At 68.7% G+C, this 26,544-nt stretch carries 22 protein-coding genes and 2 pseudogenes; 7 read left to right on the top strand and 17 right to left on the bottom strand.

From position 1 onward, the window contains the following. Positions 1 to 713 precede the first annotated feature (713 nt). From AB0L75_RS36630 to AB0L75_RS36620, 3 genes are all read left to right on the top strand, one after another. Positions 714 to 899 carry a helix-turn-helix domain-containing protein gene (locus tag AB0L75_RS36630; protein WP_365190135.1) on the top strand — a complete coding sequence of 62 codons (186 nt, stop codon included), beginning with the start codon at positions 714 to 716 and terminating at the stop codon, positions 897 to 899. Positions 900 to 1,150: 251 nt separating this feature from the next. After that, positions 1,151 to 2,146 (top strand): site-specific integrase, encoded by a 996-nt coding sequence (locus AB0L75_RS36625; protein WP_365190146.1) that lies wholly within the window; start codon positions 1,151 to 1,153, stop codon positions 2,144 to 2,146. Between the two features lie 691 nt (positions 2,147 to 2,837). Then, entirely contained in the window at positions 2,838 to 3,404 is a 567-nt protein-coding gene (locus tag AB0L75_RS36620) for a hypothetical protein (protein WP_365190133.1), read from the top strand. A gap of 153 nt (positions 3,405 to 3,557) precedes the next feature. On the opposite strand, the gene AB0L75_RS36615 is transcribed toward AB0L75_RS36620, so the two are convergent. Then, positions 3,558 to 4,685, bottom strand: a complete 1,128-nt coding sequence (locus AB0L75_RS36615) for a tyrosine-type recombinase/integrase (protein WP_365190130.1) — start codon at positions 4,683 to 4,685, stop codon at positions 3,558 to 3,560. A gap of 111 nt (positions 4,686 to 4,796) precedes the next feature. Here AB0L75_RS36615 and AB0L75_RS36610 point away from each other — a divergent pair. Next, positions 4,797 to 4,970 (top strand): annotated as a pseudogene (locus AB0L75_RS36610) (pirin family protein); the annotation flags it as partial. Positions 4,971 to 5,207: 237 nt separating this feature from the next. On the opposite strand, the gene AB0L75_RS36605 reads toward AB0L75_RS36610, so the two are convergent. From AB0L75_RS36605 to AB0L75_RS36595, 3 genes are all read right to left on the bottom strand, one after another. Then, positions 5,208 to 5,822, bottom strand: coding sequence for an RICIN domain-containing protein (locus tag AB0L75_RS36605; RefSeq protein WP_365190128.1), 615 nt, complete (start codon positions 5,820 to 5,822; stop codon positions 5,208 to 5,210). Between the two features lie 53 nt (positions 5,823 to 5,875). Next, complete coding sequence (locus AB0L75_RS36600; RefSeq protein WP_365190125.1) at positions 5,876 to 7,417, bottom strand: non-reducing end alpha-L-arabinofuranosidase family hydrolase; 1,542 nt, start codon at positions 7,415 to 7,417, stop codon at positions 5,876 to 5,878. 118 nt (positions 7,418 to 7,535) lie between these two features. Beyond that, positions 7,536 to 8,975: an RICIN domain-containing protein gene (locus AB0L75_RS36595; RefSeq protein WP_365190122.1), complete on the bottom strand. Its 1,440-nt coding sequence runs from the start codon at positions 8,973 to 8,975 to the stop codon at positions 7,536 to 7,538. Between the two features lie 341 nt (positions 8,976 to 9,316). On the opposite strand from AB0L75_RS36595, the gene AB0L75_RS36590 reads away from it, so the two are divergent. Together AB0L75_RS36590 and AB0L75_RS36585 are read left to right on the top strand one after the other, a co-directional pair. Further along, positions 9,317 to 11,680, top strand: coding sequence for an alpha-L-fucosidase (locus tag AB0L75_RS36590; RefSeq protein ID WP_365190120.1), 2,364 nt, complete (start codon positions 9,317 to 9,319; stop codon positions 11,678 to 11,680). A 231-nt stretch (positions 11,681 to 11,911) separates the two neighbouring features. After that, positions 11,912 to 12,973 carry an AraC family transcriptional regulator ligand-binding domain-containing protein gene (locus tag AB0L75_RS36585; protein ID WP_365190117.1) on the top strand — a complete coding sequence of 354 codons (1,062 nt, stop codon included), beginning with the start codon at positions 11,912 to 11,914 and terminating at the stop codon, positions 12,971 to 12,973. Positions 12,974 to 13,037: 64 nt separating this feature from the next. On the opposite strand, the pseudogene AB0L75_RS36580 reads toward AB0L75_RS36585, so the two are convergent. Both AB0L75_RS36580 and AB0L75_RS36575 read right to left on the bottom strand, forming a co-directional pair. Then, positions 13,038 to 13,190: pseudogene (locus AB0L75_RS36580) on the bottom strand (FAD/NAD(P)-binding protein); the annotation flags it as partial. A 179-nt stretch (positions 13,191 to 13,369) separates the two neighbouring features. Then, positions 13,370 to 14,380, bottom strand: a complete 1,011-nt coding sequence (locus tag AB0L75_RS36575) for a LacI family DNA-binding transcriptional regulator (RefSeq protein ID WP_365190115.1) — start codon at positions 14,378 to 14,380, stop codon at positions 13,370 to 13,372. Positions 14,381 to 14,527: 147 nt separating this feature from the next. Here AB0L75_RS36575 and AB0L75_RS36570 point away from each other — a divergent pair, with 147 nt between their 5' ends. Beyond that, on the top strand, positions 14,528 to 16,420 hold the full coding sequence (locus AB0L75_RS36570) for an amidohydrolase (RefSeq protein WP_365190113.1): 1,893 nt from the start codon (positions 14,528 to 14,530) through the stop codon (positions 16,418 to 16,420). Between the two features lie 100 nt (positions 16,421 to 16,520). Here AB0L75_RS36570 and AB0L75_RS36565 read toward each other — a convergent pair whose 3' ends face one another. The 11 genes from AB0L75_RS36565 to AB0L75_RS36515 all read right to left on the bottom strand — a co-directional run bounded on the left by AB0L75_RS36565 (position 16,521) and on the right by AB0L75_RS36515 (position 26,544). Continuing rightward, positions 16,521 to 17,084: an MBL fold metallo-hydrolase gene (locus AB0L75_RS36565; protein WP_365190111.1), complete on the bottom strand. Its 564-nt coding sequence runs from the start codon at positions 17,082 to 17,084 to the stop codon at positions 16,521 to 16,523. 82 nt (positions 17,085 to 17,166) lie between these two features. Then, complete coding sequence (locus AB0L75_RS36560; RefSeq protein ID WP_365190108.1) at positions 17,167 to 18,060, bottom strand: amidohydrolase family protein; 894 nt, start codon at positions 18,058 to 18,060, stop codon at positions 17,167 to 17,169. Positions 18,061 to 18,377: 317 nt separating this feature from the next. Continuing rightward, positions 18,378 to 19,073: a FadR/GntR family transcriptional regulator gene (locus tag AB0L75_RS36555; protein ID WP_365190105.1), complete on the bottom strand. Its 696-nt coding sequence runs from the start codon at positions 19,071 to 19,073 to the stop codon at positions 18,378 to 18,380. Continuing rightward, on the bottom strand, positions 19,064 to 20,077 hold the full coding sequence (locus AB0L75_RS36550) for an aldo/keto reductase (RefSeq protein ID WP_365190103.1): 1,014 nt from the start codon (positions 20,075 to 20,077) through the stop codon (positions 19,064 to 19,066). The genes AB0L75_RS36555 and AB0L75_RS36550 overlap by 10 nt, the downstream gene beginning before the upstream one ends. A 34-nt stretch (positions 20,078 to 20,111) precedes the next feature. Continuing rightward, positions 20,112 to 21,149: a sugar kinase gene (locus tag AB0L75_RS36545; RefSeq protein WP_365190100.1), complete on the bottom strand. Its 1,038-nt coding sequence runs from the start codon at positions 21,147 to 21,149 to the stop codon at positions 20,112 to 20,114. Next, positions 21,146 to 21,805, bottom strand: a complete 660-nt coding sequence (gene eda / locus AB0L75_RS36540; RefSeq protein ID WP_365190098.1) for a bifunctional 4-hydroxy-2-oxoglutarate aldolase/2-dehydro-3-deoxy-phosphogluconate aldolase — start codon at positions 21,803 to 21,805, stop codon at positions 21,146 to 21,148. Before eda ends, AB0L75_RS36545 begins: the two co-directional genes overlap by 4 nt. Further along, a complete protein-coding gene (locus AB0L75_RS36535) occupies positions 21,802 to 22,563 on the bottom strand; it encodes an SDR family oxidoreductase (protein ID WP_365190096.1) in 762 nt (253 codons plus the stop codon). The genes eda and AB0L75_RS36535 overlap by 4 nt, the downstream gene beginning before the upstream one ends. Continuing rightward, positions 22,560 to 23,612 (bottom strand): alcohol dehydrogenase catalytic domain-containing protein, encoded by a 1,053-nt coding sequence (locus tag AB0L75_RS36530; protein ID WP_365190094.1) that lies wholly within the window; start codon positions 23,610 to 23,612, stop codon positions 22,560 to 22,562. Before AB0L75_RS36530 ends, AB0L75_RS36535 begins: the two co-directional genes overlap by 4 nt. Then, positions 23,609 to 24,046 (bottom strand): RbsD/FucU domain-containing protein, encoded by a 438-nt coding sequence (locus AB0L75_RS36525; RefSeq protein WP_189956716.1) that lies wholly within the window; start codon positions 24,044 to 24,046, stop codon positions 23,609 to 23,611. Before AB0L75_RS36525 ends, AB0L75_RS36530 begins: the two co-directional genes overlap by 4 nt. A gap of 33 nt (positions 24,047 to 24,079) precedes the next feature. Continuing rightward, positions 24,080 to 25,414: an L-fuconate dehydratase gene (locus AB0L75_RS36520; RefSeq protein WP_365190091.1), complete on the bottom strand. Its 1,335-nt coding sequence runs from the start codon at positions 25,412 to 25,414 to the stop codon at positions 24,080 to 24,082. 95 nt (positions 25,415 to 25,509) lie between these two features. After that, positions 25,510 to 26,544, bottom strand: coding sequence for an ABC transporter permease (locus AB0L75_RS36515; RefSeq protein WP_365190143.1), 1,035 nt, complete (start codon positions 26,542 to 26,544; stop codon positions 25,510 to 25,512).

Here is a 26,544-nt window from a genome sequence, read left to right as displayed (position 1 = left end):
ACCCGCTGCGGGCCACCCGGGGCGCCTCGGCGGCGGGCCGGGTGCTGGGCTGGTTCCGCCAGGGCGGAGACCGGCGCCTCGCCGCATCACCCGCCTATCACACACGCATCACCAACTGGGCGGTCCCTCCGGGATGAGGGAGACCTGACCTGCTATTTCATGCCTGTGCTGCACTGGCGTAGACGCCCCTGGACGGTCTCTACAACCTGTGCCATGTAGTACCGCGGGAAGCCCCCCCCCGCTGGCACCACATACCAAGATCCGGACCAGGTGCGGACCAATCCGGCTTCGCATCGGGCGATTTCGCCCGTTGCCGCCGGTCAGAAGCGGGTGAGGCCGTGTACCACCAGCAGACGAAGACATGCTCGGAGCCTCGATCCGCCGTTCACCAGGTCACTGCGAAAACAACAGGGGAGTCGATTTCCAATACCCAACGGGGCGCGATACAAGCAGAGTCCTCCAGCTGGAACCGGCATCGACCAGTACAACGCACGCCACATGGCCACTTAAATAACCGATGCAGCGGAAAGTATCAACTCATCAGGTCGCAGGGCGTGCCATCAGAGTGGACGGATTCCATACCAAGCGGCTCGCAACATAGCACGCACTCCCCGGTTACCGAAACCGGGGATCGTCCGCACCATAGAACCTTCAACGCAGCGACCAACAAGTCGCAAGGCGACCGCATTGGTTACGAGGTTTCCGGAGGGGCTATGTCAGCGCAGTTTATGAGCGTGCGGGAAGTGGCAAAATATCTGAATGTATCGACCTCCTGGATATATCGGAACGCTGCCCGCTCAGGACTCACTCCCTATAGGTTCGGAGCAGGCACCAACGCAAAGATTCGATTCAGAGCGTCGGAGATCGAAGCTTGGGTTCGACAGCAAAGCGGCATGTAAAAAGGAAAATCTAGCGACGAATCGGATCTGCGAGTCGCCACAACGCGATTCAGGCCGCCAATTCCCCTTCTGATTGGACTTCTTTATCAGTGTCTCGTTCGTTGATTCGCGGGATGGGCTCGTTCTTCAAGGATTGTGAGCATCCGCGCTCGCGGTGGTCGAAGTGTCCCCACCTCTACAAGATCCGATACCGGTCAGCCGCTGGCCGGCAGGTGCAGGAGTCGGGGTTCACGACCCAGGACAACGCCGTAGTGCGTTTGGCAGAGATCTACAACGAGAAGAAGATAGCCCCTAGGTCTCAGTCGAAGACGGAGCGCATCCAGAAGTACGGGGCAATGCGCTTCGAGGAGTACGCCACTGGATGGAAGGCCAGCCAGCGCAACCTGAGTCCAGCCTCAGTACGCCATCTTGACTCCCTGTTACAGCAGCATCTTTTCCCGTTGCTGGGAAGTCGACGGATGAACACCTTCGACCACAAGGTCGTTGGGAACTTCATACAGGCCATGGAACGCAACGGTGTCGGCCCGGCCTCGCAGTCCAACGCTTTCGACAAACTCAAGGCCATCTTGCTCGACGCCCACCGACTGGGGCTGTTCGACGAAAGTCCCCTTGCGGGCGTCAAGGCGCCGCTCTACGAGCCCAGGCGCGCGGTGATCCCATCAGCGGACCAGTTGCGGAAGATACGCGCCGCCGGCGACGACTGCTTTCGGCTGATCACGGACCTGATGAGCGGCTGTGGTCTGCGTAATGGCGAGGCCGCCGCAGTCAACCTCCGCAATATTGTGGCCGACGACGTCTACCGGGTCACCGAGCAGGTCAATCAGACCACCGGCCATTATTCACCCCTCAAACACCGCAAACCGAACGAGTACCGCGACGTACCTCTACCGGCCTTGGTCAGGGAAACTATTGAGGGGTACGCGGCCAAGCACGGCACCACAGACGGCTACCTGCTACGCCACCCGAGCGATGCCTCCCGAACGTTCCCGTACTACAGTCTCAGCAACCAATGGCGACGCATCAAGGAGAGGGGTGAAGTCGACATCCCTAAGGGAATGGTGATTTACAGCTTCCGGCACTTCTTCGCGTCCAACTGCCTCACGCATGGCATCCCCATCACGGACGTCGCTGAGTGGATGGGTCACAAGAGCATCGACGTCACGTTCAAGATCTACCGGCACCTCATGCCCGGCTCGATCAGCTCAGCCGCCCAGATCCTCAACCTCAACCTCGCGCTCGCCGCGTAACTGTCAGCCGTCCACCCGAACGCCGAACCTGGCTGTACATCGCAATGGCATCTCCGCCCGCGGACCCCAGCAGTCGCGCCCGGACGCCGCCCCTGACGGCACATCCTTCCGGTCCCTCCTCGCACAGGCTGGAGCGGATCGCGAGCACGGTCGGTCCGATCGCCAAGTTCGGCGTCGATGTCTCCCGGCTGCACTGGGACATGACCAGCGTGTTCCTGCGGCGCGTACCTGGAGGAGGACCAAGACGAGGGCTAACCGATGATCCAGCACGGGCATCCCCGGGGACCGACGCTTCGAGCTGAAGCAGGACCAGGCCGGGCTCGCCGGCACCGCGGACGGCGGCATTCCCGTCCACGCGCGGGTCTTCGGCGGCAGGGCGGCTGAGGTCTGTCAGGTCGTGGGAGGAGATGAAGGACCTCAAGGCCCTCGCCGGCGAGGAGAAGTCCCTGATGGTCATCGACTCCAAGCTGGAGACGTACCCGAAAGTCGCCGCCCTGCTGGCCACGGGATGCGACTTCGTGGCGCCCCCGGGCGGACAAGGTCAAGGACGAGGTCTACGCGGCGCTGGAAGCAACTGGGGCCCAGGCCGTGGACTGGGTGCCGCAGCGGGAAGAGGGCAAGCCGCCCGGGCGGCAGGAGGTCTACCGCACCCTGCAGGACGTCCACGACCGGGTCCCGCCAGCGCGACGAAATGCTCACGGTGCAGCGCGTCCTGACGCATTCCACCGCCAACGCCGCCGGGCAGCAGGCCGTCGCCACGAAACCTCTGGCGAAGGCCGGGGCGAGGGAGGGACAAGCTGGCCCCACGCGGCGGGCGGACGCCTACGCGCTGATCACCACGCTCCCGTCCGAACGGGCCACCCCCGCACAGGTCCTGATCTACTACAAGGGCCAGGGCGCCGTCGAGCGCCGCTACGCGGACTTCCCGGGCCCCCTCGCGGTCACCCCCGTCTTCGTCCAGCACAACTGCCGTGCGGTGGCGCTGATCCAGGTGACCTGCCTGGCTCTGCTGGTCTTCTGCCTGATCGAGCGGCAGGCCAGACGCGCTCTGGGCACCGGGCAGACCGTGACCGGCCTCTACCCGGACAACCTCCGGGCACGCCCCATCAGCCGGATTCTCTACCACCTCGCCGAACTCAACCTGTGCATCGGCAACGTGACCGATCCACCCACCATTCCGATCACCCGCGGCGTCCAACTCCACCGCCTCGACCTACTCGACGTCGACATCAGAGGAACCAGCTGGCCGCAGACCTGAATCAGCGACCTGCGAAATGCGGGACGAGATCACCAGGCAGCCTCTTACACAGGCGTGCCGCTGGATCACGCCGGGACGGCCCAGGGTGAGCAGGTGAGCGCCTGGTCCAGCACTGCATCTCGACGGAGCTTCCGGTCAACTGCGGCTCTTCGCTCAAGCGGCCAGGCCGAGGTTGAGGATCTGGGCGGCGGAGCTGATCGAGCCGGGCATGAGGTGCCGGTAGATCTTGAACGTGACTTCGATGCTCTTGTGACCCATCCACTCAGCGACGTCCGTGATGGGGATGCCGTGCGTAAGGCAGTTGGACGCGAAGAAGTGGCGATTCCCGTAGACCACCATGCCTTCTGGGATGTCCACCGTGCCCGACGCCTTGATCCGCTTCCACTGATTGTCCACCGCGTAGTGCGGATACGGCCTGGTGGGGTCGCTGGGCTGACGGAGCAGGTAGCCATCGACCATTCCATGCTTGTCGACGTACCACTCGATCGTCTCCCTGACCTGGGCCGGCAGGGGAACATCGCGATACTCCCCCGGCTTCCGGTGCTTGAGCGGCCCGTACTGCCGGGAGGCCAAGACAACCTGCTCGGAGACCCGATACACGTCGTCGGCCACGATGTTGTTGATATTCACCGCGTACGCTTCGCCGTTCCGCAGGCCGCAGCCACTCATCATGTCGACGATCAACATGAACGCGTCATCCCCTGCAGTACGTATGCCGCGCAGTTGCTCGGGCGACGGGATGACAGCCCGCGCGGGGTCGTACTGCGGTTCCTTGACACCAGCCACAGGGTTGTCGGAGAAGAGCCCGAGCCGATGGGCGTCGAGGAGGATCGCACGCAACTTGTCGAAGGCGTTGGACTGCGTGGCCAGACCAACGCCGTTGCGCTCCATCGTGCGAATGAAGCCGTCGACCACCTTGTGGTCGAACGAGTTCATCCGCCGTCTGCCGAGCGCCGGATAGATGTGGTGCTCCAGGAGGGAGTCGAGGTGCCGAAGGGAGCCCACAGCCAGGTGCCTTTGCCCGGCCTTCCACTCCTCAGCGTATTCCTCGAGGCGCATCGCCCCGTACTTCCGGATGCGCTCCGCCTTCGGCTGCGACTGCCTTGCGGTCTTCTTGTCTTTGTAGATCTCCGTCAAACGCTCGATGGCGTCGTCCTGGGTGGCGAACCCCGTCTCCTCCAACTGATTACCGGCGGCCGACCGGTACCGGATCTTGTAGAGGTGGGGGCACTTCGCCCACCGTGAGCGCGGATGCTCGCACTCCTTGAAGAACGAACCCATCCCCCGGGGCAACGAACCTTGTGCCACGCGAACCGACTCCTCGCGACCGATGCTGACCTTTTGCTGACCAGCAGCGGTCCCGGAGGTCGCTGACCTGCGGAAATACCGAGGGAGCTCGATATGTGGTGGAACTTCGTCGGACGCACCCAGGACGATATCAAACAGGCCCGGGAGGAGTGGATGAGCGGGTCGAGATTTGGGGAGGTGAAGGGGTACGACGGGGATCGGTTGGCGGCGCCGGAGCTTCCGCCTGTACCGCTGAAACCTCGCGGTCGGGTGCGCTGAGCTGGCATTTTCCACTCACGGAGCGAGTATGGCCGGGCGAGGGGCAGCACACATCGTCCGGTTGGCTCCTCAAGATCGCTCCGAGAGCCGCCATGTGCCGTGCGCCGTAAGGTCGCTTCGCGGGTGAGCGCCGCTCAGTAGGGGCATCAGCCTTAACGCCGTGTAGTTGCACGCCCTTGCGTGGCCGTCCGGCTCTGGGACGGCCACGCAGCGCGGGCCTGCTGGATCCGTCTTCCGTCAGTCGTTGCCGACCAGCCGCCAGACCTGGTTCTTCTTGGTGGCGAGGGCGCTCGCCGGGTCGCACGTCCACTGGTGGATCAGGGCGCCGGCCGTGGTGGAGACATTGCTGACTTCGACGCACTTGCCGCTGTGGACGGCGGCCAGCTGGTAGTCCTTGCTGTTGCCGAGCGCGCTGACGGGGATCAGGGTGAACGTGCTCAGGTTGGTGTCGTCCAGGCACTGGCCGCTGTTCTCGCTGACGGCGACCGTGGAGACGGTGGTATCGGACGGCGGGAGCAGGGTGATGGTGTAGCCGTCCTTGGCGTTGGTGTACGGGAGGGTGACCGAGGCGGCGTTGTTGCTGACGGACAGGGTGGTGTCGGAGATCGTCTCGGGTCCGGCCACCGCGGCGCCGTTGTTGTACGGGACACGCTGGACGACGGCGCGGACCTTGCCGCTCTCCACCACCGACGTGGTGTTCAGGCCGGAGAGGTTGACGGTGACGTTGCCGGTGTTGCCGATCAGGACCTTGGCATTCTTGGCGTTGTTGTCCTTGGTGGCCAGGCCGTCGTTGTTGCTGCCAGGGATGTAGTTGACGATGTTGCCGGTCTGCGAGCCGCAGTAGCGGTACATGAACCACTCGCCGAGCGGCAGGTACTGCCCGGGCTCGGTGATGGTTCAGATGGTCAGCAGGTGGAGTTGGTCTGGGTGAGCAGGCCCATCCGCCAGGGCAGGCGGATGTAGTCGCCCCCGGCTCTGGGGTCCATGCCCTGGTAGACGTACTGCAGTCGGCACGGATTGATGGTCAGGTTCTGGTCGTTGCCGGCGCGGATCATCTCGCCGTGGCTGATGTCCTCGGTCCAGGCACCGCCTGGGAAGGTGACGTTGCTGCGGCCGGCGAAGGGTTCGTTCTCCGTGGCGGCCAGAGGGGTCCACCCGCCGCTGAGGCTGGTGGATGTGAAGGAGCGGAAGTAGCGCCGGCCCGAGGTGTTGCTGATGGCTTCCTGGAGCAGCAGGTACTGGTCGCTGCCGGCGACCTTGTACACGTTGGACGCCTCGAACAGGTTGTTCTTGGTGTCCGACATCACCATCTGGGTGTTTCCGAATCCGTTCGGGAAGTTCGCCAGGTCGGTCTGGGCGCGGTAGATGTGACCGTTGTCGTCACTGAAGAAAAGGTGGCAGTCGGCCGTGTCGCAGATGACCCAGAAGTCGATCCAGGTGCCGTCGCCCTTGTTCTGGGTGACGATCGGCGGCTCCTGGGAGATGAAGGTGCGCGGCGCGGACCAGGAGTGCGGGTCGGCGGGGTCGGTGCTGGTGGAGTAGGTGGGCGGACCGGTCTGGTAGACCATGTACCACAGGTTCTGCGGCGCGAAGTAGAACACCTGCGGTGCGGCCCGGTAGCCGGGGCCCATGGGCGAGGTGTCGAGGTAGGTGTGCGGTGCGGAGGCGGCCTGGGACCAGTCGTCGAAGTTGAACTGCACCAGGCCCCAGCCGGAAGGGCCGGCGGTGGTCGCCAAGGTCAGCCACTGGTTGTTGTACCGCACCACCGAGAAGTCCTTGATCGCCGCCACGTCCGGGTGCTGGGCGTCCGGCTTCGGCCCGGCCAGAACTCCGCTGGAGGACCAGCGGAACGTCGATGGCAGCGTGCCGCTGCCGCTGTCGACGCGGACCAGTTGCCACTGCTGGTTGGCCCCGCCCCAGTCGGTGAACTGCACGACCTTGCCGCCGTCGGCGGTGGAGGCGTTGTCCACCTCGACGGCCTTGCCGCTGTTTCGGCTGATCAGCCGCACATAACCGTCCGTGGAGTCCGCCAGCCGGAACTGCTGGTTGGTGCCGCCTGTGTCACCCCACTGGACGATGTCCGCATGGTCGGCGGTCGAGTAGTTGTAGACATCCAGCACCTTGCCCGAATGCTGTGCCTTCAACCGGTAGTAGCCATCGCCCGAGTCGACGAACCGGAACCGCTGATTGGCGCCGTCATGGCGGGTCCACTGCTGGACGGCCGCCCCGTCGGCGCTGCTCGCACCGGACACATCCAGCGCCTTGCCGCTGCCCCGGTTGACCAGCACGTACCACGCGTTCGTATCCACAGTGGCCGCCTGCGCCGTCCCGGCCGTGCCCAACCCCGTCAGCAGCGCCGCCAGCAGGGCGGCCACCGCGGCGAGCACCCCCGCACGCCTCCCACGCCCCCACCACGGGACCCTGCATGCCCTGAGCATGCCCTTCATCTGTATCTCCTTCGCTGGGTGCGGCCGGCCGTGCGCCGGATCGTGCCCCCGAGCCAGGCCCAGCCTCGCCTGAAGTGGATGCCGGGTGGACACCGAATGTCCGCCGGGCACGCCCGTCTCACACCGCGGGCCGCTGGAACTGCTGGTTGGTACCGGTACCGCAGGGCCACTGGATGAGGCGGGCGCCGTCGGCAGTGGAGGCGTTCGCCACGTCCAGGCACTTGCCACTGTGCCGGGCGATGAGGCTGTAGTAGCCGCCTGGCTGGTCCTGGAACCGCCACTGCTGGTTGGTGCCCGTGGTGCAGTGGTACTGGTTGACGTACGCGCCGTCGGCCGTGGATGCGTTCGCCACATCGAGGCACTTACCGCTGTGCTGGGCGAGGATGCGCACGTACCCGTCGCCCGCGTCCTGCAGGCGCCACTGCTGGTTGAGACCGCCGTTGCAGGTGTACTGGAGAGCGAACGCGCTGTCGGCGGCCGAGTTGTCGGTGACGTCCAGGCACTTGCCACTGTGCCGGGCGATGAGGTTGTAGTACGGGCCGCCGCCGACGCCGGTGACCGTGCCGGCGGCGGTGTCGATGGCGGTCTGCGGGTACCAGGGCAGGTTCATGGTGGTCCGGGTCGGGAAGGTCAGCGGCAGCCAGACGTACTGGGAGTCGTTGACGGTGCCGCCCATGGAGTTGCCCCAGCGGTCGCCCAGGTAGAGGTACGAGGTGCCCGCCGCACCCTGGACGGGCAGCACGAACGCGGTCTGCGACCCATAGGCGGTGGCGTCACCGACGTCGGCCACGGCGGTCCAGGGACCGGCGAGGCTGGTGGCGGTGGCGTACTTCTGCTGGTTGGGATTCCAGCCGCTGGTGCCGGACGTGAGCATGAAGTAGACGCCGTCGCGCTTGAACAGCGCGGGTGCCTCACGGTAATTGCCGGGCCAGGGGTTGGCGACCAGGGTGTCGTAGCCGGTGTAGTCAGCGGTGAGCCTGTAGATGTGCAGGTCTGCATTGCCGGCCGCGGAGGTGATCTGGTACGCCGTGCCGTCGTCGTCCTTGAACAGGGTCATGTCCCGGGACGTGGTGCCGGACGGCGGCCTGAAGCTGCCACGCCAGGCGTAATCGCCGTCGACGGTGTCGGAGACGGCGACGGCGGCGCGGGACTGGCTGTAGTCGCTGCCGTTCTCCTTGTGCATCCACATCACGAACTTGCCGGTGGTGCTGTTGTAGATCACCTTCGGGCGCTCGATGTTGGCGACCGCCAGCTCCGGGTCGCTGGCCCGGGTCAGGACGTTGCGACGGAACTCCCAGGTCTTCAGGTCGGTCGAGCGGTAGGCGGAGACGGCCTTGAAGGTGTTGTCGGCGTTGCGGTTCTCGCCGAACCAGTAGTAGTAGGAACCGACCTTGATCACCCCGCCGCCGTGGGCGTGCACCACGGATCCCGTGGTGTCGGTGAACTGCGTCCCGTTGGTCACGGTGACCGGGGCGGCCTGGGCCGGCCCCCCGACGGCCAGAAGCGTGACGACGCCCAGGAGGAGGACGAGCACAGGAGTGAACGCACGTCTGAGCATGGGCACTTGGCTCCCAACGACAGGGCTTCCGAATGTTGGAATCTGTTCGGTTCCGACGCAGGACAGTAGGCACCGGGCATGCACTCGTCAATAGTTACCCCGAGGTAAATACATCCCATGTCATGCAACTCGACGATCAAGAAGGCCTGCAATCGGTGTGCAAATTCGGGCAGTTGCGCCGCAGCTATGGACAGCACCCCTGTCTGCACCCGCTAATTCATCCTATGTCCATGGGTGGTGTGGTGGCATACGATCCACCGCCGGGGTGCCCTTCCTTACGCCTGCTCCTACCTGAACCGCACCACTGTCCGTGCGATTCTGTGACCAGTCAGGAGAGAACCTTGTCCGAACCGATCAGTCGCCGCAGAGTGCTGACCGGCATGGCCGCCGCAACGGTTGCAGCAGCCGTCTCACCGGCGCTGGCCAAACCCGCGCACGCCGCCGCTGCCTCCGCATCCGCCGCTGCCGCCTCCCAGCCGCTGCCCCTGCTCCCGCTGCGCATCCCCAAGTCGGATCTGGGCATCGAGCAGCAGTCCGACGAGAAGATCCAGTGGCTGCAGGACGCCAGGCTGGGCATGTTCATCCACTGGGGCGTCTACTCCGGCCCGGCCAGGGGCGAGTGGTACATGGAGAACTCCGCCGTCACGCCGGAGAACTACAGGAAGTACTTCACCGACGCGACCGGCGAGCAGTTCACGGCGAGCGCCTACAAGCCGGCCGACTGGGCCCAGTTGGCCAAGGACATGGGCGCGAGGTACACCGTCCTCACGGCCCGGCATCACGAGGGCTTCGCGCTGTGGCCGTCCACCCATCCGAACGCCTTCCACGCCGGACAGGCCCCGATGCGGCGGGACCTGATCAGCGAGTACGTCACCGCCGTACGCGACGCCGGGCTCAGGGTCGGTATCTACTTCTCCCCCCTGAGCTGGCGTTATCCCGGCTACTACGACGTCACCGGCACCAACTGCCTGCCCAGCAGCTGGGGTTACACCACCGATCCCGCGCACAAGGAGAACGCGCGGGTCATGAAGAACGAGGTGTACCAGCAGGTCAAGGAGCTGGTCACCCAGTACGGCAAGATCGACGACTTTTGGTGGGACGGCGGCTGGCTGGGCCAGCAGGGCACGGACGCGGACGCCGCCTTCTTCTGGGAGCCCGGCAAGTACCGCGACGCCGCCAACGACTGGCCGGTGGACGCCGCATACAGCGACACCGATCCCGCCACCGGCAAGCCTCTGGGCCTGACCGGCCTGGTCCGCAAGTACCAGCCGGACATCGTCACCACCCTGCGCTCCGGCTGGATCGGTGACTACACCAGTGAGGAGGGCTCGTCGGTCCCCACCGGTGCGATCCGCACCGGAAAGCTGGCGGAGAAGTGCTTCACCATCGGCGGCAGCTGGGGATACAACGCCGGCTCCAAGGTGATGACCTTCTCCGCGACCATGAACGTCCTGGTCAACGCCTGGGTGCGGAACATGACCTGCCTGCTCAACGTCGGCCCCGACCGCACCGGGGCGGTCCCCGCCGACCAGGCCGCCGTGGTCCGTGGAGTCGGCTCCTTCCTGTCTTCCTGCGGCGAGGCCGTCTACGGCACGCGCGGCGGACCATGGGAGCCGGTGGACGGCCAGTACGGCTTCACGTACAAGAACGACACCTTCTACATCCACCTGCTGCCGGGCTACAGCGGCACCGGCTTCACCACGCCGCCCATCGGAGACGCGCAGGTCACCCGCGTCTTCGACGTCGCCACGGGTGCCGGCCTGTCGTACACCGCCGGCACGGACGGCAGGGTGACGATCACCGGCGTCAACCGCACCCGCATCCCCGAGGACAGCGTCGTCGGGGTCACGCTGGACCGCTCCGTGCAGCCGGCGGACATCGCCGCCGGCAGGACGGCGACGGCCAGCAGCGAGGAGACCGCCCAGGGCAACACCGCGGCCAAGGCGGTCGACGGCTCCACCGCCACCCGCTGGTGCGCGAGCAACGGCGACACCGGACAGTGGCTGACGGTGGACCTGGGCTCGGAGAGGTCGCTGACCGGAACCCGTATCGCCTGGGAGTCCGACGCCACCAACTACCGGTACCGGATCGAGGGTTCCACCGACAACGCCGACTGGACCACCTTGGCCGACCAGACCGCCACCACCGGCACCAGCCAGGTGCAGGTCTCGGTCTTCCGTGCGCAGGCACGGTATGTGCGGGTGACCGTCACCGGTCTTCCCTCCGGCGCCTGGGCCTCGATCCGCAACCTGGAGGTCTACGACCGGCCCTTCAGCGCGGACGTCGGGACCGTTCGGATGGTGAACCGCAAGAGCGGCAAGGTGCTGGAGGTCAGCGGTGGCGCGACCGCCGACGGTGCCGCCGTCGACCAGTGGCCGTGGAGCGGCGGAACCAACCAGCAGTGGAAGCTGCTGCCCAACACTGACGGCTCCTACCGGATCTCCAACGTCCGCAGCGGCAAGGTCCTGGACAGTCCGGGCGGCTCCGGCCAGGGCGCGGGCCTGGACCAGTGGACCGACGACGGGGGCGACAACCAGTCGTGGAAGCTGGTGCCCTCCCAGACCAGCGGCTACCACCAGCTCGTCAACGTCCGCAACGGCTGGTGCGCCGACGTCAAGGACGCCTCCACCTCGGACGGCGCCCCAGTCATCCAGTGGCCCGCCACCGGCGGCTCCAACCAGGACTGGCAGATCGTGGCGCTGTGAGCGAGATAGGCGGGCCGGCACCAGGCGCATCGTCCGACGCGTGCGAGGACCGCCGAGGCGAGGGCCATGCGGACGGCGAGGGCGCCCCCGGTTCCTCGGACTCCTGCCGACCCCCCTCCGGACGAGTTCCTGGAGCAGCTCATGAGCTAGCCGTATCCTCGCCTGAGCGGCATCAGCAGACAGCCCTTCTCCTGTGTGTGCAGCGAGCAACACCCGGTCACGAGGAACGCCATGCCCGACGGCCCCGCCCCGACGCAGTCGCCGGGAACCAGCCGCAGCACCTCGGCGACCATCCCGCCGAACATCCTGCGCTGCCTCACCCCGGTCACCGAAGGGTACGGGGTCGACCTCCGGCCCGAGCTGAACCGCGTCGGGCTGGACGAGGCGATGATGCGCTGGGCGGCGCTGCGGGTCTCCTACCAGCAGGGCAGTGCCGTCATCCGGCGTGCGCTGGAACTCACCGGTGACGCTCACCTGGGCCTGCGGGTCGGCGCCGCGCAGCACCTGACCTCCTGGGGCCTCCTGGGATTCGCCCAGATCGCCGCCGACACACTGCGGCAGGCCATCGAGACGGGCGTGCGCTTCCAGAACCTGTCCGGGGCGATGGTGGTCTGGTCGGCCGGGCAGGAGGAAACCGGCTGCGTATTGCGGGCCGAACTGCCCGATCGCGCCCTCGATCCGACGGTCGCGGTCTTCCTGGCGGAGGAGGCGTTCGCCAGCGTCGTCGCCCTGACGCGGCTGAGTTCCGGGGAGGAATTCGCCCCGCAGAGCGTCGAGTTCGCCTTCCCCGCCCCACGCGACACCGGGCCGTTCACGGAGTTGTTCCGCTGCCCGAAACGCTTCGGCGCCGTGGGGGACCACCTGGTGTTCCCCACGGCATGGGCCGGGCGGCCGATGCCCGGCCGCGATCCGGTCACCTACACCGCCGTCGTGGAACTCCTGGGAGAGCAGGCGGCGTCGAGGCGCGACCAGCAGGACCTGCTGGAGGTACTGGAGATCTCGATCGCGCAGAGCCTTCCCGACGTGCCACCCTTCGTCGAGCAGGCCCGACGGCACGCCTCCAGCGAACGCACCCTGCGCCGCCGGCTGGCCGAGTGCGGCACGACGTACGAGGCGGTCGTCGACGGGGTGCGCCGCGAGCGCGTCGAGGTGCTGCTGCGCCGCCGCGAACTGACCCTGCGGGACATCGCCCGTCAGGCGGGTTTCTCCGACGTGCGGGCATTGCGGCGTGCAGTGCACCGCTGGCACGGGGTGAACCCGGCCCGGCTGCGCGGGCAGGCCGCGGAACAGTAGGGCGAGCCCCCCTCCCACCGCCCCGGCCCCTCCTGCCCCTGGCCTCACCCGGCCACCTGGCCCTCCGGTCAACGCGTGCGGATCCAGTCGGGCTGCCCGGGTTGTCGATGTCCCACAACCCGCCCGGTCCCGTGTGGCGCTCTATGTGCGTGTACGGCAGATCCCGCTCGGTCAGCGCCCTCGCGACCGCCAGTCCAGCGGGTCCCGCACCTATCACACAGGTGTCCTACTGGTGCTGACTCACCGGTCCGTTCCCTTCTCCGATGCATCAGGTGTTGCGGGGAACCTATGCACCGCGCGGCCGATGGCACAGCGCGTCGACCGGATCCGGAAGCTCACGGTCCGGGTTCTCCGGTTCTGTCGGGCGGGACCGGCGCCTGCGCAGCCCTGCCGCGGTCACGGTGTGCCGTTCCTCCGTCGTACCGCGCGCCGTGTGGACCGGCGAGGGAGCAGCACCGGTTGTACGAGCCGACGCCGGTCCACACCGCTGCGGGCGTTGATGACAGCGATGAGCAGGTCGACCGCTTCGGCTCCCACCCGGTCCGGGCGGAGGCTGACGGTGGTGACGGGCGGGGCGGTGCTCGCGTAATCCGGATCCTCGCTGACGCACGCCACCAGCAGATCCCGCGGCACCCGCAGCCCGTGGCGGCGAGCGGCGGCGAGGATGTTGTGACCGGAGTCGGAGTAGACGCCGATGACGGCGTCCGGTCGCGGATCGTGGCGGAGCAGTCGGCTGACCGCGTCCTGTTCGGCCGTGAAGTAGTCGGGCAGCGAGGCGTACTCCTCCACGAGGGAGGGCATGCGGTGTTCGTCGCACCAGGACCGGTAGGCGTCTGCGATCAAGCGCGGGTAGGAGTCGTCGTGCAGGGGCAGGGAGAGCCCGATCCGCAGGGCGCCGCGCTCCGTCAGGTGGTCGAGCAGCAGACGCAGGCCCGCTTCGTGGTCGGCGTCCACCCATGCGTCGCACCGGTGCGGCGCAGGCGGCCGGCCTTCGCTGATCATCGGTATGCCACGCTCGCGCAGAATTGACCGCACCGGATCCTCCGCGCGCGGTCCGACGTGGATGACGCCGTCCATCGGCGTGTTGAGCCACATCCACGGAGACATCGAACTCGGCATCGCCAACAGCAGATAGCCACGTTCGTGCGCCGCCGCCATGGCTCCCAGCGTCAGGTCCGCGTAGTACGGGATCACGGTGTACGGGACAGGTAGGTCGCCGTACGTCGTCATGGTCAGACCGAGCACCCCGGTGCCCCCTCGGGCCAGGGCACGGGCGGTACTGGCCGGGGCATATCCGAGTTCGCGTGTCGCGGCCAGCACGCGCTGCCTGGTCGTCTCGGACAGCCGTCCTGTGCCGTTGAGCGCGTTCGACACCGTGGCCGTGGACACACCTGCCCGTGCGGCCACGGCACCGAGCGTGGGACGCCGCCAGGCACGAGAGCTCTCCATGGGCATCCCAACTGCTGTACGGCCGCCGCTTGGGGTTAAGAACTTAATCACTCAGCCTACCGGGCGTCGGCAGCCGGAACCGGTCGCCGGGTGAGGAGCGATCAGATGCCAGATGTCTTCGACGGAGCCTTCGAAGGGCCTTCGGGCGGCCCGCTGCACCGGCGGACGTTCCTGGCCGCGGCCGGGGCAGGCGCCCTTGCGGTGGCCGGTTCCGGTGCGGCCGCGCGAGCCGCGACCGGAGCGTCCCCGGTGCGGGTGGCCACCGTTGTGCTGAACGGAAGGGTGTTCACCGGAACCCCTGGACATGCATCGGCACAGGCTGTGGCCATCGGCGGCGACGGGAAGATCCTCGAGGTCGGGTCCGACGAGCAGATTCGCCGTCGCATCGGCCGCCGGACCGTCGTCGTCGACGCCGACGGCGGTACCGTCATGCCGGGCATCCAGGACGGTCACATGCACCCGCTCGCCGCGGCCATGCAGTCCCTGAACCCGTCGCTGCGCAACGAGACCATGACGGTCCCCCAACTCCGCGCGAAAATCCAGGAGATGCTGGACGCGACGGTGGCGCAGGAACCGGACGGCTGGCTCCAGGTGACCGACTGGAACCCGGCCGGCCTGCTGCCCGCGGGCACGGTGGCCGACAAGAAGCTGCTCGACTCGCTGAACACCAGGCGCCCGGTCTACCTGCAGGGTTCGGACTTCCACAACAGCCTCGTCAACAGCAGGGCGCTCGCCCTCGCGGGAGTCGACCGCACCACCGCCGACCCGCCGGGCGGGCAGATCGTCCGCGACGGCGCCGGGGAACCGACCGGCCTGCTGAAGGACGACGCCCAAGGGCTCGTCTCCCGGGTGGTTCCTCCGCCGAGCCCGGATCGGATCGATGCCGCCCACGCCAGGATGGCCGGCACGCTCCTGGCGGCCAGCATCACGTCCTTCCTCGACGCCGCCAGCGGCGAGGACACCCTCAAGACCTACGCCGACCTCATCGACAAGGGCCTGCTGCCGCAGCGCATCACCCCCGCGCTGCTGATCGACGCGGAACTCGCCAAGAAGCCCCGGGCCGCGGCGGAGTACCTGCGGAATGTGCACCGACGCTTCGCCGGACCGTCCACGCTGCGGCTGACCACCGCCAAAGTGTTCCTCGACGGCGTGATGGAGTTCCCGGCGCAGACCGCCGCCCTGCTGACCCCGTACCTGGACGCCCAGGGCAGGCCGACCGATCACCGCGGCGACCTGCACGTCAGCGACCAGGACTACAGGGCCCTCGTCCGAGCCCTGGACGCGGACGGCTGGCAGATGCACGCCCACGCCATCGGCGACCGCGCCGTACGGACGGCTCTGAACGCCTACGAGGCCGTCGCCCGCCCCGGTCGCCCCGGCCGACGGCACACCATCACCCACCTCGAACTGGTCCACCCCGACGACTACCGTCGTTTCGCCCGGGCCGCAGTGGTGGCGAGCGTGCACTTGCAGTGGGCGATGCCGTCGGCCTTCACGCGCGACTCGCTGCGCCCCTACATCGGGCCGGAGCGGTACGCACGTCTGTACCCGGCGCGAAGCCTGGCCCGGGCGGGGGCCTGGCTGGCCGGCGGCTCGGACTGGCCGGTCGACCCGCTGCTGCCCTTCACCCAGATCGCCACCGCGATCGACCGCAGTAACCCCGAAGAGAACGAACCCCCGCTCAACACCGCGGAAGGCCTGACCCGGACCCAGTCACTGGTCATGCACACCGCAGGCGCGGCGCACCAGTTGCACGACGGCGGTGCGGGAACCGTTCGGCCGGGCCGACGGGCCGACCTGATAGTCCTCGACCGGGACATCACCAGGGTGCCGGTGAAGGAGATCCGCGCCGCCTCGGTCCGGTACACGCTCGTCTCCGGACGGGTGGCCCACGACGCGCAATCCCAGGCGGGACGCTCCCGAGCCGAGGCGGTCCAGCGCATGGGCGTGCTGGGCGCCGGCCGGACACCGGGTGACTCCTGCTGCCGAGGACACTGACCCGCGCAGGAAGGGCGACCACTGCTGGGGCGCGTGATAGCCGTAGTGGTCAAGGCCGACGATGGCGATGACATCGTCGGCCGACACGCTGCCGGGCAGGCTAGACCGGCGTGGACGACGACGGCACGAACGGTGCTCCGTGTCCGGGCACGATCAGGACCGGGCCGAGGGCCAGGACCTTCTCTCTGGCCGCCCGCAGCTGCTCGCGGTCGGGGGCGAAGGGGTCGTCGGCCGGTCCCTCGGCGGTCCACCACAGGTGCGTCAGGACCACCAAGCCCTCGGCGGCCGTGACCAGGGTGCTGACGTCCTGCGCGGTGTGGCCGGGGGTCGTCATGAGCGCGATCGACGGGGAGAGCCGGTATCCGTCGGCATCACGGTCCTCCCAGATGTCGTCGTGGTAGATGGCCATGTGGTCGTGGAAGCGGGCTGCGGGGAACAGGGCCGCGTTCAGCGTGTGGTCCGGGTGGTGGTGGCTGAAGATCACGTCGGTGACGTCTTCCGGGCTCAGCCCATGGTGCGCGAGCGGATCCAGGATGAGTCGGCGGTCCGCCACCATGCCCGGATCAACGATCGCGACCGTCTCGCCGTCGACGAGCAGGGTGACCGTGCCGGCCACCCGCGTGTCGGCGTAACCGGTGGTCAGGACGTGGAAGGCGGCGGTCATCGGAGACTCCTCGGGTGAAGGGTGTGTGGGGCGTGCGAACCGCGCCGAGCACAGTCTGACTGCCCGTAGGCCGAACGGACTCTCACAGGTCTTCCTTCCTCAGTCGGTAGGCACGGGCCGCCGTACCGCCGAAGACCTCGGAGCGCTCGGCTTCGGTGAGGCCCGCGGTCAGCTCTTCGGCTACGGCGACGACCTCCTCGTAGGAGGCGGCCAGCAGGCACACCGGCCAGTCCGAGCCGAACATCACCCGCTCCGGGCCGAAGGCATCCAGCACCACGTCGGCGTACGGGCGCAGGGCGACCGTGTTCCAGTGGTCCCGCTCGGCCTCAGTGACCATGCCGGACAGCTTGCAGAACACGTTGGGCTGCGCGGCCAGTTGGCGGATCAGTGACGCCCACGGCTGGAGTTCGCCCCGGGCAATGGGGGGCTTGGACAGGTGATCGAGGACGAATGTCAGCTCAGGCAGCGCTCTTACGGTGGCGATGGCGGCGGGCAGTTGATGCGGAAGGGTGAGCAGGTCGTAGGTGAGACCCGCGGTGGCAACCGTGTGCAGGCCCCGGTGTACGTCAGGCCGGTTCAGCCAGTCGGGGTCCGGCTCACTCTGCACCAAGTGGCGTATGCCTACCAAGAGTTCACCACCGGGCGCCGACCGTAGGGCGGCCAGGGTGTCGGAGAGGCGGTTCGAGGTGAGGTCGGCCCAGCCGACGACACCTGCCACCAGGTCGGTCCGCACGGCCAGGGCCAGGAACTCCGCGGTCTCGTCCGTCTCGGGCAGGACCTGGACCAGGATCGTGCGGTCGATGCCCTCCGCCGAGGTCTCCCGTGCCAGGTCCGCCAGGGTGAAGTCCCGCCGTACGGAAGCCATTTCCGGCGCGTCGAGCCAGTTGTGTGCGCGGCGGCGGGGGCCGGGGCCCGTCGCCGGACGGGAGGCGGACATCGGCCGCCAGATGTGATGGTGTGCGTCGATCCTGGTCATGGTCTTTCCGGTCCGAGGGGTGCGGTGGAAGGTCGTGCGGTGCCAGGCGGTCCTGTTCCGCCCCCCAGCGATCGCCGCCGATCGGCAGGGCAGCGTTCCAGGATCTCGATCAGAGAGCGGTAGACGCCCCGGCGCCGTCGTGAGGAGCGCTGCCGACGTAGGTGATGCCGTCGGCCAGGCGGCGTCGAGGACAGTCTTAGGACCTGCCTCAGGACGTGAGTGCGCCGTCCTGGCTGTCCGACGCCCGCGAGAGATGCCTGATGCGGTCGATGGCCAGGTCGGTCAATGTCATGATTCGCCACTCCCCGCGGTCAACGTCAGACCAAGGGATCGCGCAGGTGCTCCCTCAGCCACTGCTCGGTGTTGCTCACGTGCAGCAGCGCGGCGGCCTGGCTGAGGGCGGGATCACGGGTGGACAGGGCGTTGAAGATCGCCTCGTGCTCGGCGAGGGTGCGGCCCGAGGCCTTGTCGTCGACCAGACCACGCCAGATGCGGGCGCGCAGTGTGCGCCCGGAGATGCTTTCCAGGAGCGTGAGCAGGGTCTCGTTGCCCGTGGCAGAGACGACGGCGCGATGGAAGGCCACGTCGTGGGCGTTCAGCTGTTCCACGTCGTCGCGGGCCTCGCGCATGGCGTCCAAGTGCCCTTCCAACTCGGCCAGTTGGGCGTCGGAGATCCGAGTGGCGGCAAGGGCCGTGGCGACCGGCTCCAGGAGCCGCCGCACCTCCATGAGGTCCCGCAGGGCGACCGAGTCGCCCTGGAGCAGTTCCACCGCCCCGCCGAGCCCCTCCAGGAGCAGGCTCGGCTGCAGGCTGGTCACATACGTGCCGTCGCCCCGCCGGACATCCAGGACCCGCGCGACCGCCAACGCCTTGACCGCCTCGCGGGCGAGGTTACGGGAGAGCCCCAGCTGGGCGGCCAGGTCCGACTCAGGCGGCAGCTTTGAGCCCGGAGGCAGGGCGCCGGTCCGGATCAGCTCACGGATCTGTTCGATGGCCTTGTCCGTCAGAGACAACGTGGCTCCCTCCCCCGGCCGTGCTCCGCGGGCACGTCCGACCTGATCAGCCCCTGAGCGCGGAGATCGGCCCAGAGCCCGTCGGGGATGTGCTGACGATGGAGTTCCACGTTTCGTACGACCTGTTCCGGGTTCCGCATGCCGAGGGTGACGTTGATGATACTGGGATGCGTGTGGGGGAAGGCGATCGCGGCGGCGGGCAGCGTGGTGCCGTGGGCCGTGCAGACCTCGGCGATCGCCCGTGCACGGGCGACCAGAACCGGTGGGGCGTCCTGGTAGTCGTATTTCATACCCTCGGTGGGCCGGTCCTGGGACAGCAGTCCCGAGTTGAAGACACCCACCGCCACCACGCTCTTGCCCAGTTCCCGCGCGGCGGGCAGCACGTCGTCCAGCGCCGACTGGTCCAGGAGGGTGTAACGGCCGGCCAGCATCACCACGTCGGCCGCGGTCTCACGCAGGAAACGTGCGAGCATCGCCGACTGGTTCATGCCGGCGCCGATCGCGCCGATCACGCCCTGGTCGCGCAACTCCGCGAGCGTGGGCATGGCCTCCTCGGCCGCCTGCCTCCAGTGGTCGTCCGGATCGTGCAGGTAGACGATGTCGAGGCGGTCCAGGCCGGTGCGCTCCAGAGTGTCCTCGATGGACCGGAGCACTCCGTCCCGGCTGAAGTCCCACTGGCGGCGCAGGTCGTCCCGTACGACGAAGCCCTCGGTGTCGACGCCGCGTAGCTCCGCATTGGGCACCAGCAGTCTGCCCACCTTGGAGGAGATGACGTACGCGTCACGCGGGTGGCCCCGCAGGGCGGCGCCCAGACGGCGTTCGGAGAGGCCTAGGCCGTAGTGCGGTGCGGTGTCGAAATACCGCAGGCCGGCCTCCCAGGCCGCGTCGACGGCGGCCCTCGCGTCGTCGGCCGGGGTGACGTGGTAGAGGTTGCCGATCACGGACGCCCCGAAGCCGAGTTCGGTGAGCGAGACGGAGGTGTTCTGGATCTTTCGCTGGTGCAAGTGGTGCTCCTGGGATACGGATGGCGGGTGCCGGTCAGCGTCTGACGTGGGCCGACCCTCCCGTGATGAGCGCCTCGACCTCGGCGAGCGAGGCCATGGAGACGTCTCCGGGCGTGGTCATGGTGACCGCGCCGTGGGCGGTGCCGTAGGCCAAGGCGCGCTCCAGGCCGGTGCCTGCGAGCAGTCCGTGGATGAGACCGGCGGCGAAGGCGTCACCGGAGCCGATGCGGTCCAGGACGTGCAGGCCGGTCATCCGGGGGCCGGTCACGAAGCCGGTGTCGAGGGACCAGGCGGCCGAGGACCAGTCGTTGACCCCGGCCGAGGGCACGTCGCGCAGGGTCGTGGCCAGTACTTTCACCTCGGGCAACAGAACGGCCACCTCGGCGAGCGCGCCCGTCACCTCCTCGGCCCCGATGCACGCCTGCCCCGGGTAGGTCCCGGCCAGGCCCAGGGCACCCACCACGACGTCGGCGTGCCGGGCGAGCCGCAGGTCGACCTCGCGGGCCCGGTCCGCGCCACCGCGGCCGGCCCAGAGGCTGGGGCGGTAGTTGGGGTCGTAGGAGACGGTGACACCGTGGCGGCGGGCCGCGGCCATGGCCTCGTCCGCGACGTCCGCCGTGGTGTCGGACAGGCCGGCGAAGACACCGCCGGTGTGGAACCAGCGCACCCCGGCAGAGAAAACGGCGTCCCAGTCGACGTCCCCTTTGCACAGCTGGGAGACGGCGGTGTGCGCGCGGTCGCTGACGCCGAGCGCGCCGCGGATGCCGTAGCCGCGTTCGACGAAGTTGAGGCCGTTGCGGGCGGTGCGGCCGATGCCGTCGTCGGGCACCCAGCGGATCAGTGAGGTGTCGACACCGCCCTGGAGGATCAGGTCCTCGACGAGTCGGCCGACCGCGTTGTCGGCGAGGGCGGTGACAACGGCCGTGCGCAGCCCGAAGCAGCGGCGCAGTCCGCGGGCGACGTTGTACTCGCCGCCGCCCTCCCAGACCTGGAAGGAGCGGGCGGTTCGGATCCGCCCCTCCCCCGGGTCGAAACGCAGCATCACCTCGCCGAGAGCCACCACGTCGATCACGTCATGCTCCTCTCCACTGCCTCCACGGCCTCCACGGCCTGCACGGCCTCCGCGGTCAGCCGACGGATCTCCTTGTAGTCGCCCCGCCGAAGGTGGTCGGTGGTCGCCATCCAGCTGCCGCCGACGGCGAGGACCGCCGGGTGGGCGAGATAGGCGGCCAGGCGGGAGGCCTCGATCCCGCCGGTCGGTACGAAGCGCGCCTGGGGGAAGGGAGCCGCGAGCGCCCGCAGCATCCGCAGGCCGCCGAGCGGTTCGGCGGGGAAGAGCTTGACGGTGTCGAGGCCCGCCTTCAGAGCGCGCATCAGCTCGGTGGCGGTGGCGATGCCGGGCACCACAGGCACGCCCAGCTCGCGGCACGTGGCGACGACCTCCGCGTCGAAGCCGGGCGAGACCACGAAGCGGGCCCTGGCTGCCACGGCCCGTTCCACCTGCTCGGGCGTGAGGACCGTGCCGGCGCCGACGGCCAGACCACCGTGGGCGGCCATCTCCTTGAGCACCCGCTCGGCGTCCGGTGTGCGGAACGTGACCTCGGCGCACCGGGCACCACCCGCCGCAAGCGCGTCGGCCAGCGGGCCGGCGGTCGAGACACGCTGCACCGTCAGTACCGGCATCACACGGGCTCCGGCCAGCACGGAGGCCAGGTCGGTGGCGGTCATCGGCCGAGCCATCCCCCGTCCACGGGCAGGACGACGCCGTGGACGTAGGCGGCGGCGTCCGAGGCGAGAAACACCGTGGCGCCCGCCAGGTCGTCGGCATCCCCCCAGCGGCCGGCCGGGATGCGGTCCAGGATCGCCTTGCTGCGCACCGGGTCGTCCCGCAGGGCCTGGGTGTTGTCGGTGGCGATGTAGCCGGGCGCGATGGCGTTGACGTTGACGCCGTGCGGAGCCCACTCGTTGGCCAGCGCTTTGGTCAGACCCGCGATGCCGTGTTTGGCGGCGGTGTAGCCGGGAACGGTGATGCCGCCCTGGAAGCTGAGCAGGGACGCCGTGAAGATGATCTTCCCCTGGCCGCGGGCCACCATCGACGCGCCCACCGCACGGCTCAGCGCGAACTGCGCGTTGAGGTTGACCTGGAGCACCAACTCCCAGTCGTTGTCCGGGTGTTCGATGGACGGAGAGCGGCGGATCGTGCCCGCGTTGTTGACCAGGATGTCCACTGGCCGCTCGCGCCCGGCGAGGTCCGCGCCCAGGGCACGTACGGCCTCGGGATCGGCGAAGTCGGTGCGGATCGCCTCGAACGTACGGCCCGCGGCGACGACGTCCTTCTCCACCGCGCTGCCGGATTCCTCCAGCGAGGCGCTGACGCCGATGACGTCCGCGCCCGCCTCGGCGAGCGCGCGGGCCATGGCCCGGCCGATACCGCGCCGGGCTCCGGTGACGACGGCGAGCTTGCCGGTGAGGTCGAAGGCGGTCATACGGCGCCTCCCTGGGCGTCGTCGGTTTCGTCCGTGCAGTCGACGAGGATCTTCATGACGTCACCGCCGCCCTCCAAGGCCTCGAAGGCGGCGGGCGCCTGGGTGAGCGGCACTACCTTGCTGATCAGCCGCTCGGCCGGGATCGTCCCGTCCGCCACCAGGGTCACCGCCTTCTCGAAGTCACCGCGGTCGTACAACCGGGCACCCACCAAGGTCAGTTCCCGCCAGAAGAAGCGGTGCAGGTTGACCTCGCGCGGCCGGGGGTGGATGGCGACGAGGCAGAGACGGCCGCGCACACCCAGCACGTCGACCGCCGTGTCCACGCCGCCCGCCGCGCCGGACACCTCGAAGGCGACGTCCGCGCCCGCGTCCCCGGTCCACTGCCGCACCAGCGCCGGCACGTCGTCGTCACCCGGACTCCACACTGTCAGCCCCAACTCCTGAGCCAGCAGACGGCGGTGGGCGTTCAGCTCCACGACCCGGACGTCAGCGCCCGCGGCTCGCGCGACCAGCGCGATCAGGACTCCGACCGGGCCGCCGCCGACCACGACGGCGTTCTCACCCTCAGCGACCTGAGCGCGGCCCACGTCGTGCACAGCGACGGCAGTGGGCTCGACGAGCGCGGCGAGGTCCAGGGGCAGGGAGTCGGGCAGCCGGACGAGTGTCGAGGTGGGCACGGTCCAGCGCTGCTGCATCGCGCCCGGGGAGTCGATGCCGATGAAGTCCAGGTGCTGACAGATGTGCTGGTGCCCGGAGCGGCAGGCCGGGCAGGTGTCGTCCCAGCGCAGCGGCATCACGGTCACCGCGTCGCCTGGCTGCCAGTCCTCGACGCCCGGCCCGACGCGTACGATCCGGCCGGACATCTCGTGTCCCAGGACGACGGGCGCCGCGACCCGGGCGTCCATGTCGCCGTGGAAGATGTGCAGATCGGTGCCGCAGATACCGACGTAGGCGGGGGCCAGCTCCACCTCGCCGGGTCCGGGCGGCGTACTGGGTGCGACGGCTGTGTCCAGGGTGCGGGCGGCCGTGTAACGGACGGCGAGTGTCATCGTGTCGTCAGGGTCCCTTCAGCGCGGACGCCGATGGTCAGCAGCAGGTTGGCGTAGGTACGGGTGTCGGCGGTGACGATCGCCAGCGCCAGGTCGGGCGAGCGGGCGGCGTCGTAGAACTCGAAGCGCCCGAGCGTGTCGACCGGGAGGGGCGCCAGCATCGAGCGGTACTCGGCGATGGCCGGTGGCTCCGGTTCGCCCTCGGGCGGGACCATCACGTGGGCCGACTCGACGGGCAGGGCGCGCAGCAGGACGTCGAGCACGGTGGTGACGTCCAGGAGGCCGGGGGCCAGGTTGAGGTGGACGGTTCTGGCGCGCGCGCCGGTGGCGGTGCTGGCCGGGTAGTGGCCGTCGGCGAGCAGGACGCGGGCGCCGTGACCGGCTCCGGCCAGCGATTCGAGGATGCCGGGATGCAGTAGTTCGGTCAGGAGCACGGGAGTTTCCTCTCCTTCCAGAGGTTCGGCCCGTCAGACACGGGAGGACCAGACCGGACCGTCGGGGTACGCGAACTCCTTGAGGGACTCGGGGTGCATCTGCGCACTCAGGCCCGGCAGCGTCGGCGTCAGGTAGTGGCCGTCGACGATGCGCACCGGCTCGACGAAGTGCTCGTGCAGGTGGTCGACGTACTCGATGACGCGGTCCTCGGTCGTGCCGGAGACGGCGACGTAGTCGAACATCGACAGGTGCTGGACCATCTCGCACAGGCCGACGCCGCCGGCGTGCGGGCACACCGGCACCCCGAACTTGGCGGCGAGCAGCAGGATCGCGATGTTCTCGTTGACGCCGCCGACCCGCGCGGAGTCGATCTGCACGATGTCCACCGCGCCCGCCTGGAGGAGCTGCTTGAAGACGACCCGGTTGGCGACGTGCTCGCCGGTGGCGACCTTGATGGGGCTGACGGCCTTGCGCACGGCGGCGTGGCCGAGGATGTCGTCGGGCGAGGTGGGCTCCTCGATCCAGTACGGCTGGTAGGGGGCCAGGGCGCGCATCCAGTCGATCGCGGCCTGGACGTCCCATCTCTGGTTGGCGTCCACCGCGATGCGGATGCCGTCGCCGACCGTCTCGCGGGCGGTGCGCATGCGCCGTACGTCGTCCTTCAGGGACGCGCCGACCTTCAGCTTGATCTGGGTGAATCCGTCGGCGACGGCCTCGCGGGCGAGGCGGGCCAGCTTCTCGTCGGAGTAGCCGAGCCAGCCGGGTGTGGTGGTGTAGGCGGGGTAGCCCTGGTCGATCAGGTGGCCGATGCGCTGTTCACGGCCGGCTTCGGCGCGGCGCAGGATCTCCAGGGCCTCCTCGGGGGTGAGGGCGTCACTGAGCCAGCGGAAGTCGACCTGCGCGACCAGCTCCTGCGGGGACATCTCGCCGAGGAAGCGCCACACGGGCTTGCCCGCACGCTTGGCAGCCAGGTCCCAGGCGGCGTTGACGACCGCTCCGGTGGCCATGTGGATGGCGCCCTTCTCCGGGCCCAGCCAGCGCAGTTGGGGGTCGTGGACCAGGGTGCGGGAGAACGCACCGAGGTCGGAGCAGACCTCCTCGACCGAGAGGCCCACCACGTGCGGGGCGAGAGCCGCGATGGCGGCGGCCTGTATGTCGTTGCCGCGGCCGGTGGTGAAGGCCAGGGCGTGGCCTTCGAGTCCGTCGCCGGCGTCGGTGCGCAGGACGACGTAGGCGGCGGAGTAGTCGGGTTCCGGGTTCATCGCGTCCGACCCGTCCAGGTGCTCGGACGTCGGGAAACGCACGTCCAGCACGTCCAGGGCGGTGATGCGGGCAAAGGCCGGGGAAGCGGGCAGGGCGGATGACATGGCGGCAACTCCTGTGAGGGCAGGGGCGGTACGGCCCCTTGCGACGAGGTGTGGGGCGGCGGAGGGTGTCGGGGCGGCCTGGACGACCGCCCGGATCACTCCTGGACCTTGCCGCCCGTGATGCGGGAGATGGTCAGCGCGACCAGGATGATCAGGCCGTTGAGGGCGCCGATCCACTGGGCGGGGACCCCGGCCAGCGTGAGCACGTTCTGGATCATGAACAGCAGCAGGATGCCGCTGAACGCCCCGAACATGGTGCCCTTGCCGCCATTGAGGCTGATCCCGCCGATGACGGCGGCGGCGAAGACGGTGAAGATGTAGCCGTTGCCCTGCGCCGAGGCTACGGAGGCCAGGCGTCCGGAGAGCATCAGCCCGGCGAGGGCCGCGAGCACGCTGCCGGTGACGATGACGATCCACAGCACCCGGTCGGTGTGGATGCCGGCCGCCTTCGCGGCGTCGACGTTGCCGCCGATGGCGTACAGCGAGCGGCCGAAGCTGGTCCAGCCGAGGACGACGATGGCGACGGCGAACAGCAGCAGGCAGATCCAGATGGACGCGGGCATCCCGAACCATTCCGCCGTGCCCAAGTACAGCATCGAAGGCGGGAGTTGGAAGAAGGTCTGACCGCCGGAGATGCCGGTGAGGACACCGCGCAGGACGATCAGCATGCCGAGGGTGACGATGAAGCCGTTGAGGCCGAAGCGGATGATCAGCAGGGCGTTGACCACGCCGACCAGCGCGCCCACGGCGAGCGTGACCGGGACCGCCCAGGCGCCGGGCAGGAGCCCGAGGCCGTGTCCCGCGCCGGTCGGCACCACGAGCCAGGCCGCCACTCCGGGCGCGAGGCCCATGGTGGACTCCAGGGAGAGATCCATCTTCTTGACGATCAGGATCACCGCCTGGGCGAGGACCAGCAGGGCCATCTCGGACATGGTCTGCAGGACGTTGATGAGGTTGTCCGCCTGCAGGAAGACGGGGTTGACGATCTGGCCGACGATCGCGATGACCACGATCGCCGGTACGAGTGCCAGATCGCGCAGTCGCGCCAGGGGTATCCGGCCGCCGAGCAAGGCCGTCCGCTTGGCCCGCGGCTCGGCGGCGGCCGTGTCCGCGAGGACGGTTTCAGGCAT

This window comes from Streptomyces sp. NPDC052101, assembly GCF_040680235.1.
In the GTDB taxonomy this organism is placed as follows: domain Bacteria; phylum Actinomycetota; class Actinomycetes; order Streptomycetales; family Streptomycetaceae; genus Streptomyces.
Note: the sequence above shows the minus strand (reverse complement) of the source record. Positions and strands in the feature narration are given on the sequence as shown.